The sequence below is a fragment of the Azospirillum cavernae genome, from assembly GCF_003590795.1.
GTDB classification, from domain to species: domain Bacteria; phylum Pseudomonadota; class Alphaproteobacteria; order Azospirillales; family Azospirillaceae; genus Azospirillum; species Azospirillum cavernae.
The window spans coordinates 984,785-1,000,743 of record NZ_QYUL01000001.1; the positions used below are offsets into that span (position 1 = coordinate 984,785).

A 15,959-nucleotide genomic window follows, 5' to 3' on the forward strand; every position below is an offset into this window, starting at 1 on the left:
TGCATCACTATGGCCGCAAAGGGATTTTCAGCGGGTGGGCCAGCGTGGACAGGAAAACCGTGAACAAGAACGTCGAAGACGGTCACAGCAAGGCGGCGGAGCCGCCGCGCCACCGCCGGGAACGGATCGGGCTGATCGGTCGGTTGCGCGCCTATTTCCTGGCCGGCATTCTGGTGACGGCCCCCATCGCCATCACCATCTACATCGCCTGGTGGTTCGTGTCCTTCATCGACGGGCACATCCGCCCGCTGATCCCGTCCTCCTACAACCCGGAAAATTATCTGCCCTTCTCGATTCCGGGAATCGGGGTGCTGACCGTCATCGTCGTCGTCACCCTGATCGGCGCCTTCACCGCCGGTTACGTCGGTCGCCTGATGCTGGGGCTGAGCGAGGGGGTGGTGGAGCGGATGCCGGTCGTCCGTTCGGTCTACAGCGCGGTGAAGCAGATTTTTGAAACGGTGCTCGCCAAGAAATCCAACGCCTTCCGCGAGGTCGTGGTCTTGCAGTACCCCCGCCCCGGCGTCTGGTCGCTGGGCTTCATCACCGGCGCCGCCCACCCGGAGGTGGAGGAGGTCTGCGCCACCGACATCCATGGGGAGGATATGGTGAACGTCTTCATCCCCTGCGCGCCCCCCACCACCGGCTTTCTGGTGATGGCCCCGCGTCACGAGGTGAAGGTGCTGAACATCACGGTCGAGGATGGGCTGAAGATGGTGATGTCCGGCGGCATCGTCGTGCCGCCCGACCGCCGTCCCAGCGCCAGCGCGCCCGAGTCCGCGCCCACCCCCGCCCCGACCAGCCCCGCGACCGTCAGCCCGACCGCAGCGTCTTAGCCGCCGCGTCGCGTTCAAACAGATACAGCAGAGTCCGCAGCGCCTGCCCGCGCGGCGTCGCCAATTCAGGATCGCGGTCCACGATCAGCTTGGCGTCGTCGCGGGCCACCGCCAGCAATTCGCCATGCACCGCCAGATCGGCCAGCCGGAAGCCCGGCAGGCCCGATTGCCGGGTGCCAAGCACCTCGCCCGCCCCGCGCAGCCGCAAATCCTCTTCGGCGATGATGAAACCGTCTTCAGTGTCGCGCAGGGTCTTCAGGCGGGACCGCGCGGTTTCGGTCAGATGCGGGTCGAACAGCAGCAGGCAGGTGGACGGCTTCTCGCCCCGCCCGACCCGGCCCCGCAATTGGTGCAGTTGGGCCAAGCCGAACCGTTCGGCGTGCTCGATCACCATCACCGTGGCTTCCGGCACGTTGACGCCGACCTCGATCACCGTGGTGGCGACCAGAACGTCCAGCGCGCCCTCGGCGAAGGCGGCCATCACCGCGTCCTTGTCGGGGCCGCGCATCTTGCCATGCACCAGCCCGACCCGGTCGCCGAAGCTGGCGCTGAGAAAGGCGTGGCGCTCCGTCGCGGCGGCGAGGTCGATCTGTTCGGATTCATCGACCAGCGGGCAGACCCAATAGACCCGCCCGCCCTCCTGCACCTTGCGGCGGACGCCGTGGACGATCTCCTCCAGCCGGTCCAGCGCGATGGTGACGGTCTGCACCGGCTTGCGCCCGGCGGGCTTTTCCATCAGGCGCGACACGTCCATGTCGCCATAGGCGGTCAGAGTCAGGGTGCGCGGGATCGGCGTCGCCGTCATCACCAGAACGTCCACCGCCCGCCCCTTGGCCGACAGTTGCAAACGCTGGTGAACGCCGAAACGGTGCTGCTCGTCGATCACCGCCAGCGCCAAATCCTTGAAGGCCACATCCTCCTGAAACAGCGCGTGGGTGCCGACCAAGAGAGGCAACTCGCCCGAGGCCAGCCGGTCGAGCACCGCCTGCCGCCCCTTGCCCTTGTCGCGCCCGGTCAGCAGGCCGATTTCAACGCCCGCCGCCTTGCACAGCGGGGCGAGGCTTTCGGCGTGCTGGCGGGCCAGAATCTCGGTGGGGGCCATCAGGGCCGCCTGCCCGCCCGCCTCCACCGCGTTCAGCATGGCGAGCAACGCCACCACGGTCTTGCCGCTGCCGACATCGCCTTGCAGCAGCCGCAGCATGCGGGCGTCCGCCGCCATGTCGGCGTAAATCTCCTCCAGCGCCGTGCTTTGCGAGCCGGTCAGCGCGAAGGGCAAGGCGGCCAGCGCCTTGCCGCGCAGGCTTCCATCGCCCTGGGTGACGCGTCCGACCAGCCGCCGCTGGCTGGAGCGCACCAGCATCAAGGCCAACTGGTTGGCGAGAAGCTCGTCATAAGCCAAGCGGCTGCGGATCGCCGAGGTTGGGGCGAGGTCGGCCTCGTCCTCCGGCGTGTGGGCGCGCTTCAGGGCGTCGGGCCAGGTCGGCCATTGGCGGCGGGCCAGCCAGGCCGGATCCTGCCATTCCTCCAGCGCAGGGATGTCGGCGAAGGCGGCGCGCACCGCCTTGCGCAGGGTTTTGGCCGGAAGACCGGCGGTCATCGGGTAGACCGGCTCCACCGTTTCGATTTCGTCGCGGGCTTCCAGCGGAACGACGGCGTCGGGGTGGGAGATTTGCGGGGTGTCGTTGAACCATTCGACCTTGCCCGACACCACCATGGTGGAGCCGACCGGAATCTGTTTGGCCAGCCAATCGCCCTTGACGTGGAAATAAACCAGCTCCAGCACGCCAGTGTCGTCGGTGCAGCGGATGCGGTAGGGGTGGCGCGGGTTGACCGGGGCGACGTGCGAATCAACGCGCACCGTCAGCGTGGCGATGCGCCCGTTTGGCGCCTGCGCGATCTTCGGCGAGAAACGGCGGTCGATCACCCCGCAGGGCAGATGCCACAGCAGATCGACGACATGGCCGCCCGCCAGCTTTTCCACCAGCTTGCCCAAACGGGGGCCGAGGCCGGGAAGCGCCGTGACCGGCTTGAACAAGGGAAACAGGATGGCTGGGCGCACGGGCGGCACGGTCTCGCAAGGTCAACGGACCTCAGAAAGCCGCTTGGGGAGCGGCCCGTCAAGACCAGGATTCACAAAAGAAAAAGAAGGGGGCGGAGCGCGCCGCGACCGGCGGCGACAGTCGGGGGCAACCAGGGCCGTGATTGGCCGCGTCGCGCTCCGCCAAAGGGCGCCGTCCGGTGGGGGTGCGGGAGAACCGGACGGGCTGAAGTTAGGTGGCAGGGGAACCACCGGGAGAGACATCAGAAAACGCACTGTGGAAGACGCACTGTGAAGACACTGCTCTCGGTGTGACGGGGCCGGTTCTGGGGGGAAGTCGAAGCGCCCCCGTCACAGGATGAACAGTAACCGCGCCCACCTGAACCCCGTCTGTCGGCTGGATGAAATCCGGTTCATGAAACAAGCGGTTGCGGCGTCCCCGCCATGCCTTCGGCGGCCCGCCGCTGCGCCGCCGCCGCCAGCCGGTACAGCTCGTCGCCGTCCAGAATGATGACGATCCGTCCATCGTTCAGCAACGACACGCCGCCCACCCCCGGCACTTCAGCCAGACCGGGGTGGCTTTCCCGCACAAACAGGTCGCCGCGCCGCAGCAGCTTGTCGATCTCCAGACCGATCCGACGGTCGCCCTGGCGCAGAACGACGATCAAGCGTTGCCCCTCGCCCACCGGCGGCCAATCGCCGCTGGCCGGAAAACCGAGCGCATCAGCCAGCCGAACCACCGGCAGCACCCGGTTGCGGCGCAAAACCGTCCAGCGCCCCGACACCACATGGAAGGCGTCGGCGGTGAAGCCGCACACCTCTTCGACAAAACGGTCGGGAATCGCCAACACCTGATCGCCGACCTGAAGCAGCAGGGTGCGCAGGATCGCCGCCGACAGGGGAAGGTCGATGGCGAAGGCGGTGCCCGCCCCTTCCCGCGTGCGGGTGGCGACGCTGCCGCCGAGCCGGGTGATGGCGTTGCGCACCACATCCATGCCGACGCCGCGCCCGGACGTTTCCGTAACGCTGTCCGCCGTTGAAAATCCCGAGGCGAAGATGAAGTCGCGCACCGATTCGGGGGAGAGGCGTTGGCTGTCCTCCTCCCCGATCAGGCCGTTGCGGACGGCCTTGGCGCGCACCGCTTCGGTGGAGATGCCCCGGCCATCGTCGGCGATCTCCACCACGACGCGGCTGTTGCGCTGGACCGCGCGCAGGCTGAGCGTCGCCTGGGCCGGTTTCCCGGCGGCCTCACGCTCGGCGGGGGATTCCACGCCATGGTCGATGGCGTTGCGCACCATGTGCATCAACGGGTCATAGAGCGTTTCGACCATGCTCTTGTCGATGCGGACGTCGCCGCCGTCCAGCGTGAAGCGGACCGTCTTGCCCTGCACGCGGGCCAGTTCGCGCACCACGCGGGGAAACTGGTTGAACAGGGTGTCGATGGGCACGACCCGCAAATCGAGGGCGGATTCGCGCAAGCGGTCCACCGACCGGCTGAGTTGGGCGTCGAGGTCCAACAGCGCGCGCCGGTGATGCTCGACCGCCTCCTGCACGGCGCGCAATTCGGGATCGCCCGCCCCCAACCGCTCCGTCAAGGCGGCCAACGCCTGTTCCAGCCGCAGATCGTTGGCGACGCCGTTCAACTCGCCCGACAGAAGAACCATGCCGTCGATCCGCGCCATGAAGCGGTCCACCACCTCCCCCGGCACCCGCAGCACCCCGCCGCCGGGCGCGGTCAGCGCGCGCGGAGACGCTGGCGCGGAGGGCGGCAGGGCGGGCGGGATGTCGGGCGGCTGGGTTGCGGGAGACGGCGCGGCGGTCGTCCTCGCGGGGACCGGATGGGCCATCGTCGGCGCGGACTCGGCGACCAGCGGCGCGTCGCCCTCCCCCGCCATGTCGGGCGTCGACGCCTCGTCCGGCTCATCCTCCGCGCTCGGCGCGCAGCGACGGATGTGGAGAAACTGCCCGCTGGGGTCGATGGCGGACAGCGCGTCGCGCAGCGGGTCGAGGCCCTGCGCCGACGCGACCAGCACCCGCAGCCAGGTCTTGCCGTCGATGAACTCCGGCCAATTGGTGATCGCCCGCACTTTGCCGCCCAACCAGGAGACAAAGCCGGAGGCCACCTCGGCGGAGGTTTCCAGAAAGGCCGTGACCTCGTACAGGGTCACGGTCGGGTCGGCGACCGCCGCGCGCAGATCCGCCGCGCTGTCCGGCGACAGGAAACGCAACAGCCCGGCGTCCAGGCCGAAGGCGGTCAACTCCTCAACCGTGAAGGGCCGTCGCGCCTCGGCGGCGGCGGACGCCGCGTCGACGAAACGGCGCAAGCGCCCCTCCAGCGCGGCGGCGGCGGCGGCGTCCAGATCCTCCGGCGGGTCAAGCGTCGCCTGATGGGCCAGCCCCGCCACCATCGCCCGGCCATCGTTGAGCAAGCCCGGCCAATCCTCATGCCCCAGCGGCGCCGCCCGCCGCGTCACGTCGGCGATCACCCGCAACAGGGCGGCGGCGCGGGGCAGCGCCAGGATGTCCAGAGTCGCCGCCAGCCGGTCGAGCAGCCCGGCCAATTCCTCCCCAGCCGCCGCCGGGTCGGCCATCAGCTCCAACGCGCGGGCGGTTCCCCGCGCCAGCGCCTGGGCGTTGTGGTCGGCCAGCAGGGTCGCCAGGATCGCCGATCCGGCGTCGCGCCCGGACAGCCGCCCGACCCGCGCGCTGGCCAGCGTCACCGCCTGCAACTCCCGCAGGATCGCGTCGGGGTCGCGCGCCGCCAAACCGGCGCGGAAGCGGCGGAAGACGTCGGCGAAGGGCAGGAAGTTCAAGCGCTCGCAGGCGATTTCCAGCCGTTCGGCGGTGTCGTCCACGCTGCGGAAGCCGTCGGCGTCCAGCGCCGCCAGATCCAGCGCGCGGGTCAGCGTCGCCATGCCGTCGTGCAGCAGACCGACGAACAGAGTCAGCAGTTTTTCGTTGTCGTGCAGGCGGGTTGGCGGCTTGACCGGCGGCAGCGCCGCCTTGACCGCCGCCACCGCTTCGCTCGCCCCGCCCAAGGCGTCGAGCCGGGCCAAAAGGTCGGGGTCGGCCTTGCCGTCCCGCCGCTCCCGAACCGCCAGATCGGCCAGACCGCGCAGCGCGTCGAGCGCCTCCAACAGCGGATCGCCAACCGCCCCGGTCAAGGCCAGCGCGCCGCCGCGCACCCGCCCCAAGATGGTTTCGGCGCGGTGGGCCACCGCCTCCATCGCGAACAGATCCATCGCCCGCGCCGCGCCCTTCAGCGAGTGGAAGGAGCGGAACAGCGCGGCCACGCGCTCCGCCCCGCCATCCTCGCCGGAGCCATCCTCGCCAGAACTGGCCGACAGCAGCTTTTCGATGGCGTCGAAATGCTCGCCCGCCTCGACGCCGAACTGCCGCCACAGGGTTTCGATCAGTTCGCTCATGCCCCGGCCCGTTCCGTCGTGGTTAGGAGCGAACCGGCAAACCGGCGGCCCGGCGGATGGCGACGACGATGTCGTGCCCCTTCTTGTGGGCCAGATCGAGGCTCATCGTGCCGGACGGCTTGGCGATGATCTCCACCGCGCCCAGCGCGCGGGCCTCGTTCGCTTCGGGCGAACCGACCTGGGCGACCGAGGAAATGATGATGACCTTGGCGCGCGACGTCAGGGACAGATGCTCCATCACCTCCAGCCCCGACATTTCCGGCATCTCGATGTCGAGCAGCACGATGTCGGGCTTCAGCGACTTGACCATCTCCAAGGCCACCTTGCCATTCTCCGCCGCGCCGACCAGATCGAGATCCTCGTCGGAGCGCACGATGTCGCCGATGATGGTGCGCATCAGCACCGAATCATCGACCAGCAGGATCGTAGGCTTCGCCATCAAACAGGTTTCCTATGCTTGCGTCAGGGTGAACAGGGTGTTGAGCTTGGCCGCGATGGCGGCGACCGGCAGGATGTCGGTCGCGACGCCCGCACGGATCGCCGAATTGGGCATGCCGTCCACGGCGCAGGACGCCGGATCCTGGACCAGCACCGGACAGCGCCGGGCCGCCAGCTCCGCCGCCCCGGCGGCGCCGTCGTCCCCCATGCCGGTCAGGATGACGGCGACCGGCGCGTCAGCCTCCAGCCCGGCGGAGCGGAACAGAAGATTGGCCGAGGGGTGATGCGGTTCGCCGCTGTCGGCGACCAGACGCAGGGCGAAACGCCCCGACGCCGACCGCTTGACCAGCCAATCGGCCCCTCCGCGCAGGATGGTGATGGAGCCGGGTTCCAGGGCCGCGCCCTCCTCCCCCTCCGTCACCGGGCGTTTGAGGCTGCGGGCCAGCGAGGCGGCGAACCCGGCGGTGAAGCTGGCGGGCATGTGCTGCGCCACCACCAGCGGGCAGGGCAACGGCCCCAGCGCGCCCAGCAGTTCCAGCAACGTCACCGGCCCGCCGGTGGACACGCCGACCACCACCAGATCGGGCCGCTTGCCGCGCGCCGCGACGCTGGGAGACCGTGGCGCGGCGGCGGGCGGCGCCGTCCGCGCCACGGTCGCGGCCTGCGGCGTGGCGGCGGCTGCGGACGATTCGCCCAACGCCGCCATACGCCAGCGGCCCCAATGGCGCACCTTCTCGGTCAGTTGCCGTTCAATCGACGCCATGTCGAAGGTGATGAAGGAAGTGTTCTTGCACACGAAATCGACCGCACCGGATTCCAGCGCCCGGATGGTGGCGCTCGCCCCGTCGGAGGTTTCGTTGGACACCATGATGCAGGGCGGCCCCTTTTCCTGGGCGATGGCCTGGACCGCTTCGATGCCGTCCATGATCGGCATGTTCAGATCCATGGCGACGACGTGCGGTTTCAGGCGGCGCGACAGGCGCAGGGCTTCGGCCCCGTTGCGCGCCTCGCCGACGATTTCGATGTCGGCGGCGGCCTCCAGCATTTTGCGCAGCGCCACACGGACGAAATTGCTGTCATCGACCACCAACAGCCGGATGCGGGGCGCGGTCATCGCACGCCTCCCCCGGTCGTCGGCGCGGCGGCGGGCGGCAGCGCCTTCGTCGCCCCATCAGTCGCCTTGGCGTCCGTCATCAGCCCTTCCGGGCGCAGCACGGGGATGAGCGCGCCCTCCAACCGGAGAACGGCGGCGGTCAGGCGGTCGGACATCGGGTCCACGTCGTCGGTCGGGATCTTGCGGATGCGCTGGATGGAATCGGCGATCACCGCCACCACGCCGCCGTCAATCTCCACCAGAATGGCGACGCCGGGAAGCTCGGACGGGGTTCCCACTGGGTTGCGCGCCAGCAGACGCCGCAGATCGAGAATCGGCAGGATCGCCCCATCGACGTCGGTCAAGCCGTCGAAGCTCGCCGCCCCTTGCGGCAGACGCAGCCGGTCCGACGCCTCGACCACGCGGCGGACCCGCTCAAACTCCAGGGCGTAGACGCGCGCCTCGACCAGAAAGGTCAGGAAACGGCGGAAGAAACGGCGCGGCAGACGGCTGTCGGCCATGTCGCCGCCCTCCGGGATCAGGGGGCCGATCTCGCCCAGATGGTCGCCCAACATGCCCATTCCGCTTCTCACGTCCAGCCAAGCCCCATCGTAATCCACGATTTCATTCGGCGCACCGGCTTCTCCCGCCTTCACGCGATCCAGCGGGAAACGGACCACGCCGCGCACCGCGTCCACCTGCACGCCAACCGGCCCGCAGGGCGTGGCGTGAACCACCGCATAACCGCCCACCAAGCCCGACCGCGCGCCCAACGGGTCGGCCAGCAGCACCGGACGGCTCTGCGCCTGCGCCATGCCGCGCACCAGCGCCGGGGCGTTCGGCAGCGGGCGCAGATCCGCCACCGGAAAGACCAGAACGACGTCGCCCATGTCCAGCGCGTGGGACCGTCCGCCCGCCTCGACGATCAACAGCCGCACAGTGGAGCGCTCCCGCGCCGGGTCGGGCGGATCGGCGGGCACCCCGGCCAACGCCTCCCCCTCCGGCAGCGCGGCGAAGGCCATGCCATGGCCAAGCTGCAACTGGTCGGGGTCGAGCAGCCGCAGCGAACGGTCGCCATGCCGCAGCCGCCCCGCCACCGGCGCGCCCGCATCCTCGGGCGCGGGGGCCTCCAGCGACACGCGGTCACGCGCCAACGACCCGCCGATCCGCCCGGCCCGCAGCGCCACCAGCCCATTGCCCGCCCGCAAAACGATCAACAGCCCGCCCTTGCGCCCGCCGCCCCACGCCAACCCCAGCGCCGGATAGCCGGTGACGTCCAGCACCGGCAGGATGCGCCCGGCGACGTTCGCCAGCCCCTCGACCTGCGGCGGGGCGAAGGGCAGCCGGGTGGCGCGGGCGGATTCCGCCACCTCCTCCACCTGGGCGTTGTCCACGGCGAAGGGGGTTCCGGCGATGTCGAAGGTGAGGAAGCCGCCGATCACAGCGCCCCCTCCCCGCCCGGCTTGCGGCGAAAGGCGACGGCCCGCTCGCCACGATGGCGCTCGAACGGCGCGCCCTCCGGCAGGCGGTCGGTCGCGCCCAAGGTCAGCCAACCGCCGTTCGGGGCGACGGCCCCGATCAGTTGCCGCAAGGCGCGGTCGCGGCTGTCGTCGTCGAAATAGATCATCACGTTGCGGCAGGACACGAGGTCGAAGCCGGTTTCCGGCGGGGCGGAATCCATCAGATTGCGCCGTTCAAAACGGACGATTCGCCGGGCGTCGTCCCGCACCCGGCGCCAGGATTCGGCCTCCCCCGCCAACGGAACGAACCAGTCGGCGTAGGCGGCGGGCAGATCGCGAAAGGCCCCCATGCCCTCGTCGCCATAACAGGCGTTGCGCGCCTGCCGCACGGCGATGCGGCTGAGGTCGGTCCCGAGAACGTCCAGCGTCCACTCGGTAACGATCCCCTCGCCCGTCCGCCGCGCCGCGCCCGCGTCGGCCAGCGCCTCCAGCGCCAGGATGGCCAGCCCATAAGCCTCCTCGCCGCTGGCGCACCCGGCGCTCCACAGGCGCAAAGCGCGCGCGTCGCGCCGGTCGGCGATCAGGCGGGGCAACACATGGCGGCGTAGATTCTCGTGATGCGGTTGATCGCGGAAGAAATAGGTTTCGTGGATGGTCAGATTTTCGATCAGGCTCAGCCAATCCGGGCTGTCCGGGGCGGCGGCCTCGATCTGCTCCACCCAGCTTTCCAGCACGGCCAGCGGCATGGCCGCCAGAATGCGCGTCAGCTTGCGTTCCAACGGACGGTCATGGCGGATCCCCGCCTTGCGCCGCACGTCGTCCAGCAGCCGCCGCGCCAGCGCTTCCAGGGGGGTGGAGAAAGGCGCGCTCACCGGCGGCGCTCCGTCACGGCGCTTTGAAGCGCTCGGCCAGACGGCGGGTTTCGTCGGCCAACCGCGAAAGTTGCACCATGGTCGCCGTGATCTCCTCCGACGCGGCGGCGTTCTTGAACGCGACGTTGCGGATGTTGCCAACGTTCGATTCGATTTCGACCATGCTGTCCTGCTGCTGGGCCATCGCGCCCGCCACGGATTGGAACATGCGGTCGAGCTGCGTCACCCGTTCGGCGATGCCGTCCATCATCTGCACCACCTCGGCGGTGGCGGCCATGCCCTCTTCGGCCATGGTCGCGGCGGCTTCGACGATCTCGGCGATCTGACGGGCGCTCTCCACCGCGTTGTCGGCCAGCTTGCCGACCTCTTCGGCGACGACCTCGAATCCCTTGCCCTGTTCCCCGGCGCGGGCGGCTTCGATGGAGGCGTTGACCGACAGGATGTTCGTCTTCACGGCGATCTGGGTGATCGCCTCCGTGATCCGTCCGATGCGGCGGCTGTTGTCGCCGATGGTCTGCGACACCCGGACCAGCCGCGCCATCTCCGTCTTGCCCTTGTCGGCGAAACCGGCGGTGTCCTTCACCATGTCCGACGCGGCGCGCGTGCTGTCGGTGACGGACGCGATGGCGCGGGCTGACTGCCCGACCGCATGAACCACCCGGTCCAAATCCTCGGTCTGGATCGACGCGCCGTCAGACACCTGGGCCACCGCCGTGCTGGCCTGCCCGGCGGCGACCGCGACCTGGGCCGCCTGCTCGCCGATTCGCTGGAAGGAGCCGCGCGCGTCGCCAACCAGCGCCGCCATCGCGCCGTAGCCGCCCGGCAGCGTGGGAGCGGCGGTCTTGCCGTCCGTCTCCCCGGCGTCGATCAGGCGGCGCAATTCGGCGTGCAAGGCGCTTTGCGTCGCCGCCAGCCGGTCGAGCGCGGCAAAGCTCGCCCCCAGTTCATCGCCGCGCGGCGGGGCCGCTTGCCAGCCGTCAAAGCGCCCATCGGCCAAATCCGCCGCCCGCCGTTCCAAGCGGCGCAGCGCGTCGGCCAGATCCAGCGCGACGACCAGCCCAATCAACAACGCGACCGCCAACGCTCCGCCCGTCGCCAGCCACAGAACGCGCGGCTCGGCCCCCGGCAACGCCAAGGGGATCAGCGCGGCGGCGGCGGGCAGCAGCGCCGTCAGGCACAGCTTGGGAAACACGCGCAGACCAGCCGGAAAGGACATGACGAATGGCTCCTCGCAAACAATCGGACAAGCCTAGGGCAATGGATGGTCAAGGCAACCGCCTTATGACTTGCCGGATGCACCCCGACCGACGCAAGGTTAAATCAAACGGCCACCACCGGGGCCAGTTCGCCCAAAGCCAGCTCGCCTGATGCCAGTTTGTAGGGACACCGTCGGCATGTCGATCTCCACCCGCATTTCTTTGGGCTTTTCCGCCATCCTGCTGCTGACCGTCACGGTCGCCGCCGTCGGCTGGAACGGGTTGGACACCTACGCCGCGCGGGTGGACGTCGCCAGCCGCACCGCGACGCTGGACGGCACGCTCAACCTCGCCCGCTTGGAAGAGGCGCGTTATCTGTTGGACGTCGATCCATCGGCCAGCCGCCGCGTCCGCGCCCTGACCGATGCGCTGAAGGCCGAGGCCGAAGCCCTGCTGAACGACCCCGCCCACCCGGTGAATCCTCAGGTCTTGAGCGAGGCGCTCGACAAGCTCAACCTCTACCGCAAAAGTTTCGACGAGGTGGTGCGGTTGGAGGTGGAGAAATTCGCCAGCATGTCAAAGCTGCGCAAGCAGACCGCCGTCCTGCTGGTCGCCGCCCAATCCATCTCCCACGCCCAGACGGAGCGGTACGCCGACGCCGTCATCCGCCTGCACACCGACCCGACCGACGCCGCCGCCCTGGCCGCCCTGGAATCCACGGTGGTGCTGTCCAGCATCGCGAACCGGATGATCCAGGAAACGCGGGGAGCGTTGCTCGACATCCAGCAATTCCTGATCGAAAATGGCGGGTCGGGGCGGGACTGGCTGAACGCCAGCATCGACAAGCTGCTTTACGTCGTCGCCGACGCCCGCAAAAGCGCCCCCGACGAGGCCACGCAAAAGGACATCGCCAATCTGACCGCCGCCGTTCTGGGGGTGGAGACCGAATTCCTGCTGGTCCGCGACATCATCCAGCAGCGGTTGAAGGCCCGGGCGGTGATGAAGGACGCCGCCGACGCGGTCAGCGAACGGGTCGGCGCGCTGGTCGCCGGGCAGTTGGCCGAACGCGAGATCGGGCGCAGCCGCGCCGTGGCTCTGCTGGGAACCGGCGCGCTCGGCGCGCTGGCGGTCGGCGTCCTGCTGTCGGTGTTGATCGCCCGCAGCCTGACCGTTCCGATCACCGCCACCACCCGGGCCATTCAACGCCTGTCCGAAGGCGATCTGACCGTCGTCGTGCCGGGAACCGGGCGGCAGGACGAATTGGGGGCCATCGGGCGGGCCATCGAAAGCGTCATCCAAGTGCTGCACGGTCTGCACCAGGAAATGCACCGCCTGTCCGGCGTGGCGACCGCAACCGACGGAACGGAACAGGCGATGACCGGCGGTCGCGCCGTCGCCTTCGCCGGCGCCTATGGCGAGATGGTCGATCTGCTGAAAGAGACAGGAACCGCCTTTCAAAGCATCGGCGATCAGGCGGCCCAAGTCGCCATCGCCGCCGGGCAGGCCAGCACCGCCATCGCCCAGGTGTCCGACGGCGCGTCGGAGCAAACCGACGATCTCGATCAGGTGGTGGTCGCCGTCGGCCAATCCGCCCGCGCCATCGCCCACGTCACCGACAGCACCCGCGACGCCGCCGACATGGTGAAGGACGCCACCGGCTTCGCCGCCAAGGGCAAACAGGACATGGCCCGGCTGTTGGGCGTGTCGCAGACCATCGCGGACAACAGCCGCCGCATCGGACGGATCACGGAGGCGATCACCCAGATCGCGGTGAAGACCAACATCCTGTCGGTCAACGCCTCCATCGAAGCGGCCCGCGCTGGGGAGCAGGGCAAAGGCTTCGAAGTCGTCGCCGAGGAGGTCGGCAAGCTGGCCGACAACGCGGTGGAAAGCGCCCGCCAGATCGCCGAAATCATCGAATCCGCCGCGACTATGGCGGCGGAGGGCATGGCCGTGACCGAACAGGCCCGGCGGATGATGGATGGTTTGGCCGAACGGGTCGCCCGCATCGACAAGGCGTTTCAGGCCGTCGCTGTGGCGATGGAGCAGCAGCAGGCTTCGGTGAAAGACATCGAAACTTCGGTGGAAAGCGTCCGCATGGTGGCGTCGAAGAACGCCGCCGCGTCGGAGGAAATCGCCGCCACCATGGTGCAACTGTCGCGTCTGGCTGACGAAACCCGCCATCAGGCGGCGCGCTTCAAGGCCATCTGAGGCGGGGCGGCCTGACCCGAAAGGATCAGGGGTCGGTCGCCGACTGCCGCGCCTGCTGAACGTCGCGCCATTTGGCGACGTTGCGGTTGTGATCGGGCAGAGTCTTGGCGAAGACATGCCCGCCCGTGCCATCGGCGACGAAATACAGCATGTCGTGCTTTTCCGGCTTCAGCACCGCTTGCAGCGACGCTTTGCCCGGATTGGCGATTGGCCCCGGCGGCAAGCCCGTGACCTGATAGGTGTTGTAGGGGGACTCGAACTTCCAGTCGTTCCGGGTCAAGGCCCGTCCCAACTCGCCCACCCCATCGGTCAGGGCGAAGACCACCGTCGGGTCGGATTGCAGCTTCATCCCCGCTTCCAGCCGGTTGATGAAGACCCCCGCCACCTTGGCGCGTTCGGCGGCAATCCCGGTTTCCTTCTCGACGATGGAGGCCAGGGTCAGCGCCTGCTGCGGCGTTTCAAAGGGCAGATGCGGATCGCGCGCCTTCCAGCCCTCGGCCAAGGCCTGGGTCATCGCCGTCTGCATCCGCTCGATGATCGAAGCGCGGCTGTCGCCATAGGCGAAATGATAGGTTTCCGGCAACAGCGCGCCGTTCTTCGGCGTCTGCTTGACCGTTCCGGTCAGCGCCGTTTCCTTGTCGAGCAGAGCGACGACCTGCGCGGAGGTCAAACCCTCCGGCACGGTGAAGCGCCGGACCACCGTGCGGCCCTGCCGCATCTGCTCAAGAACGGCGTCCATGCTGACGCCAGCGGGAAACAGATACTCGCCCGCCTTAAGGTCACGCGCGCTCCCGGCCAACCCCGCCAACGCGGTGATCTTCGCCCCCGCCAGAAACAGCAGGGGGGAAGACACGACTCCGGCGTCGCCCAGAGTTATGGCGATGGATTCAACCCCGCTGCCACGCGGGATGACGACGGTTTCCGGATGATCGAGAGGACCGGGTGCCATGACTTCCATGGCTCCCCAGACGCCGACTCCGGCGGTTGCGCTGACCAGGACCAGCGCCCCCGCAACAATTCGGAGGCCCCAGCCCATGATGCTTTACGCAAACTCCTTGAAGACCAACGACGCGTTGGTGCCGCCAAACCCGAAGGAGTTGGACAGCGCCGCGCGGACACGGCGCTCCTGCGCCACCTTCGGCACCAGATTGACGCCCTGGCAGCTTTCCGACGGATTCTCAAGATTGAGAGTCGGCGGAACGATGCCATGGTTGATCGACTTGATCGAATAGATCGCCTCGACCGCGCCAGCAGCGCCCAGCAGATGCCCAATGGCCGACTTGGTCGACGACATGGCCAGCGTGCTCATCGAATCGCCGAAGAGCCGCTTCACCGCGCCCAACTCGATCTCGTCGCCAAGCGGCGTCGAGGTGCCATGGGCGTTGACGTAGTCGATGTCGGACGGAGCCAACCCCGCGCGCTTCAACGCGCCGCGCATGGCGCGGAAGCCGCCGTTGCCATCCTCGGCGGGGGCCGAGATGTGGTGAGCGTCGCCCGACAGGCCATAGCCAACGACTTCGGCGTAAATGGTCGCGCCGCGACGCTTGGCGTGCTCCAGCTCTTCCAGCACGACGACGCCGGCGCCCTCGCCGATGACGAAGCCGTCACGGTCCTTGTCATAGGGCCGGGACGCCTGCGACGGCGTGTCGTTGAAGTTGGTGGACAGCGCGCGCATGGCGGCGAAACCAGCCACGCCCAAACGGCTGACCGCGCTTTCCGTGCCGCCCGCGACCATGACGTCGGCGTCTTCCCACATGATGAGCCGGGCGGCGTCGCCAATGGCGTGCGCGCCGGTCGAGCAGGCGGTGACGACCGCGTGGTTCGGTCCCTTGAAGCCGTACTGGATCGACACATGCCCGGAGGCGAGGTTGATCAGGCAGGCCGGGATGAAGAAGGGAGAGAGGCGGCGCGGCCCCTTTTCGTGCAGGGTGATGGCGCCTTCGGCGATGCCGGGAAGCCCGCCGATGCCCGAGCCGATCATGACCCCGGTCATCTCGCGCTCTTCGTCGGTCTGGGGAACCCAGCCGGAATCTTTGATGGCTTCCTGGGCGGCGGCGATCGCGTAGAGGATGAAATCATCCATCTTCCGCTGGTCCTTGGAGGACACGTAGGCGTCAGGGTTGAAATCCCCCTCGCCGACGCCGCGCGGAACCTGACCAGCCACCTTGGAGGCGAGGTCGGAAGCGTCGAAGCCCGTGATCGCCCGGATTCCCGATTGACCGGCAATCAACCGCTCCCAGTTCAGCGAATGACCAACGCCAAGCGGCGTGGCCAGACCGAGTCCGGTGACGACGACACGTCTCATGAGGCTGTTCCTTGACCTTTCCTCGGAAAATCTCGGCGACGGCCAGGGCGCCGCACGCGGCGCGCCTGGCCCTCGGGAAACGCGATCC

General features: G+C 68.8%; 11 protein-coding genes. 2 read left to right on the forward strand and 9 right to left on the reverse strand.

The annotated features are described in order from the left end of the window. The first annotated feature begins 59 nt into the window (after positions 1-59). Positions 60-833 carry a DUF502 domain-containing protein gene (locus D3877_RS04690; protein ID WP_199720697.1) on the forward strand — a complete coding sequence of 258 codons (774 nt, stop codon included), beginning with the start codon at positions 60-62 and terminating at the stop codon, positions 831-833. Here D3877_RS04690 and recG read toward each other — a convergent pair. The 7 genes from recG to D3877_RS04725 all read right to left on the reverse strand — a co-directional run bounded on the left by recG (position 811) and on the right by D3877_RS04725 (position 11,375). Further along, on the reverse strand, positions 811-2,892 hold the full coding sequence (gene recG / locus D3877_RS04695) for an ATP-dependent DNA helicase RecG (protein ID WP_119830785.1): 2,082 nt from the start codon (positions 2,890-2,892) through the stop codon (positions 811-813). The two genes, D3877_RS04690 and recG, sit on opposite strands and share 23 nt — an antisense overlap. Before the next feature lie 392 nt (positions 2,893-3,284). After that, complete coding sequence (locus D3877_RS04700; RefSeq protein WP_119829566.1) at positions 3,285-6,296, reverse strand: chemotaxis protein CheA; 3,012 nt, start codon at positions 6,294-6,296, stop codon at positions 3,285-3,287. Positions 6,297-6,318: 22 nt separating this feature from the next. Beyond that, positions 6,319-6,735, reverse strand: a complete 417-nt coding sequence (locus D3877_RS04705) for a response regulator (RefSeq protein ID WP_119829567.1) — start codon at positions 6,733-6,735, stop codon at positions 6,319-6,321. Positions 6,736-6,747: 12 nt separating this feature from the next. Continuing rightward, positions 6,748-7,848, reverse strand: a complete 1,101-nt coding sequence (cheB, locus tag D3877_RS04710) for a chemotaxis-specific protein-glutamate methyltransferase CheB (protein WP_119829568.1) — start codon at positions 7,846-7,848, stop codon at positions 6,748-6,750. Next, the gene (locus tag D3877_RS04715; RefSeq protein ID WP_119829569.1) at positions 7,845-9,269 is read right to left on the reverse strand and encodes a chemotaxis protein CheW; all 1,425 of its coding nucleotides are present in this window, start codon (positions 9,267-9,269) and stop codon (positions 7,845-7,847) included. The genes cheB and D3877_RS04715 overlap by 4 nt, the downstream gene beginning before the upstream one ends. Next, entirely contained in the window at positions 9,266-10,159 is an 894-nt protein-coding gene (locus D3877_RS04720) for a CheR family methyltransferase (protein ID WP_119829570.1), read from the reverse strand. Before D3877_RS04720 ends, D3877_RS04715 begins: the two co-directional genes overlap by 4 nt. Before the next feature lie 13 nt (positions 10,160-10,172). After that, positions 10,173-11,375, reverse strand: a complete 1,203-nt coding sequence (locus D3877_RS04725; protein WP_119829571.1) for a methyl-accepting chemotaxis protein — start codon at positions 11,373-11,375, stop codon at positions 10,173-10,175. 178 nt (positions 11,376-11,553) lie between these two features. Between D3877_RS04725 and D3877_RS04730 the strand changes: the two genes are divergently transcribed. Beyond that, the gene (locus tag D3877_RS04730) at positions 11,554-13,566 is read left to right on the forward strand and encodes a methyl-accepting chemotaxis protein (RefSeq protein ID WP_119829572.1); all 2,013 of its coding nucleotides are present in this window, start codon (positions 11,554-11,556) and stop codon (positions 13,564-13,566) included. Between the two features lie 25 nt (positions 13,567-13,591). Here the strand turns inward: D3877_RS04730 and mltG are convergent, their stop codons facing one another. Both mltG and fabF read right to left on the reverse strand, forming a co-directional pair. Continuing rightward, complete coding sequence (gene mltG / locus D3877_RS04735) at positions 13,592-14,602, reverse strand: endolytic transglycosylase MltG (protein WP_119829573.1); 1,011 nt, start codon at positions 14,600-14,602, stop codon at positions 13,592-13,594. Positions 14,603-14,608: 6 nt separating this feature from the next. Then, positions 14,609-15,871 carry a beta-ketoacyl-ACP synthase II gene (gene fabF, locus D3877_RS04740; RefSeq protein WP_119829574.1) on the reverse strand — a complete coding sequence of 421 codons (1,263 nt, stop codon included), beginning with the start codon at positions 15,869-15,871 and terminating at the stop codon, positions 14,609-14,611. Positions 15,872-15,959 lie beyond the last annotated feature (88 nt).

Bases quoted from the DNA above. Each gene is read 5' to 3' on its own strand.
- D3877_RS04730 (WP_119829572.1), top strand. From the start codon at position 11,554: ATGTCGATCTCCACCCGCATTTCTTTGGGCTTTTCCGCCATCCTGCTG.
- mltG (WP_119829573.1), bottom strand. From the start codon at position 14,602: ATGGGCTGGGGCCTCCGAATTGTTGCGGGGGCGCTGGTCCTGGTCAGC.
- D3877_RS04705 (WP_119829567.1), bottom strand. From the start codon at position 6,735: ATGGCGAAGCCTACGATCCTGCTGGTCGATGATTCGGTGCTGATGCGC.
- D3877_RS04725 (WP_119829571.1), bottom strand. From the start codon at position 11,375: ATGTCCTTTCCGGCTGGTCTGCGCGTGTTTCCCAAGCTGTGCCTGACG.
- fabF (WP_119829574.1), bottom strand. From the start codon at position 15,871: ATGAGACGTGTCGTCGTCACCGGACTCGGTCTGGCCACGCCGCTTGGC.
- cheB (WP_119829568.1), bottom strand. From the start codon at position 7,848: ATGACCGCGCCCCGCATCCGGCTGTTGGTGGTCGATGACAGCAATTTC.
- D3877_RS04700 (WP_119829566.1), bottom strand. From the start codon at position 6,296: ATGAGCGAACTGATCGAAACCCTGTGGCGGCAGTTCGGCGTCGAGGCG.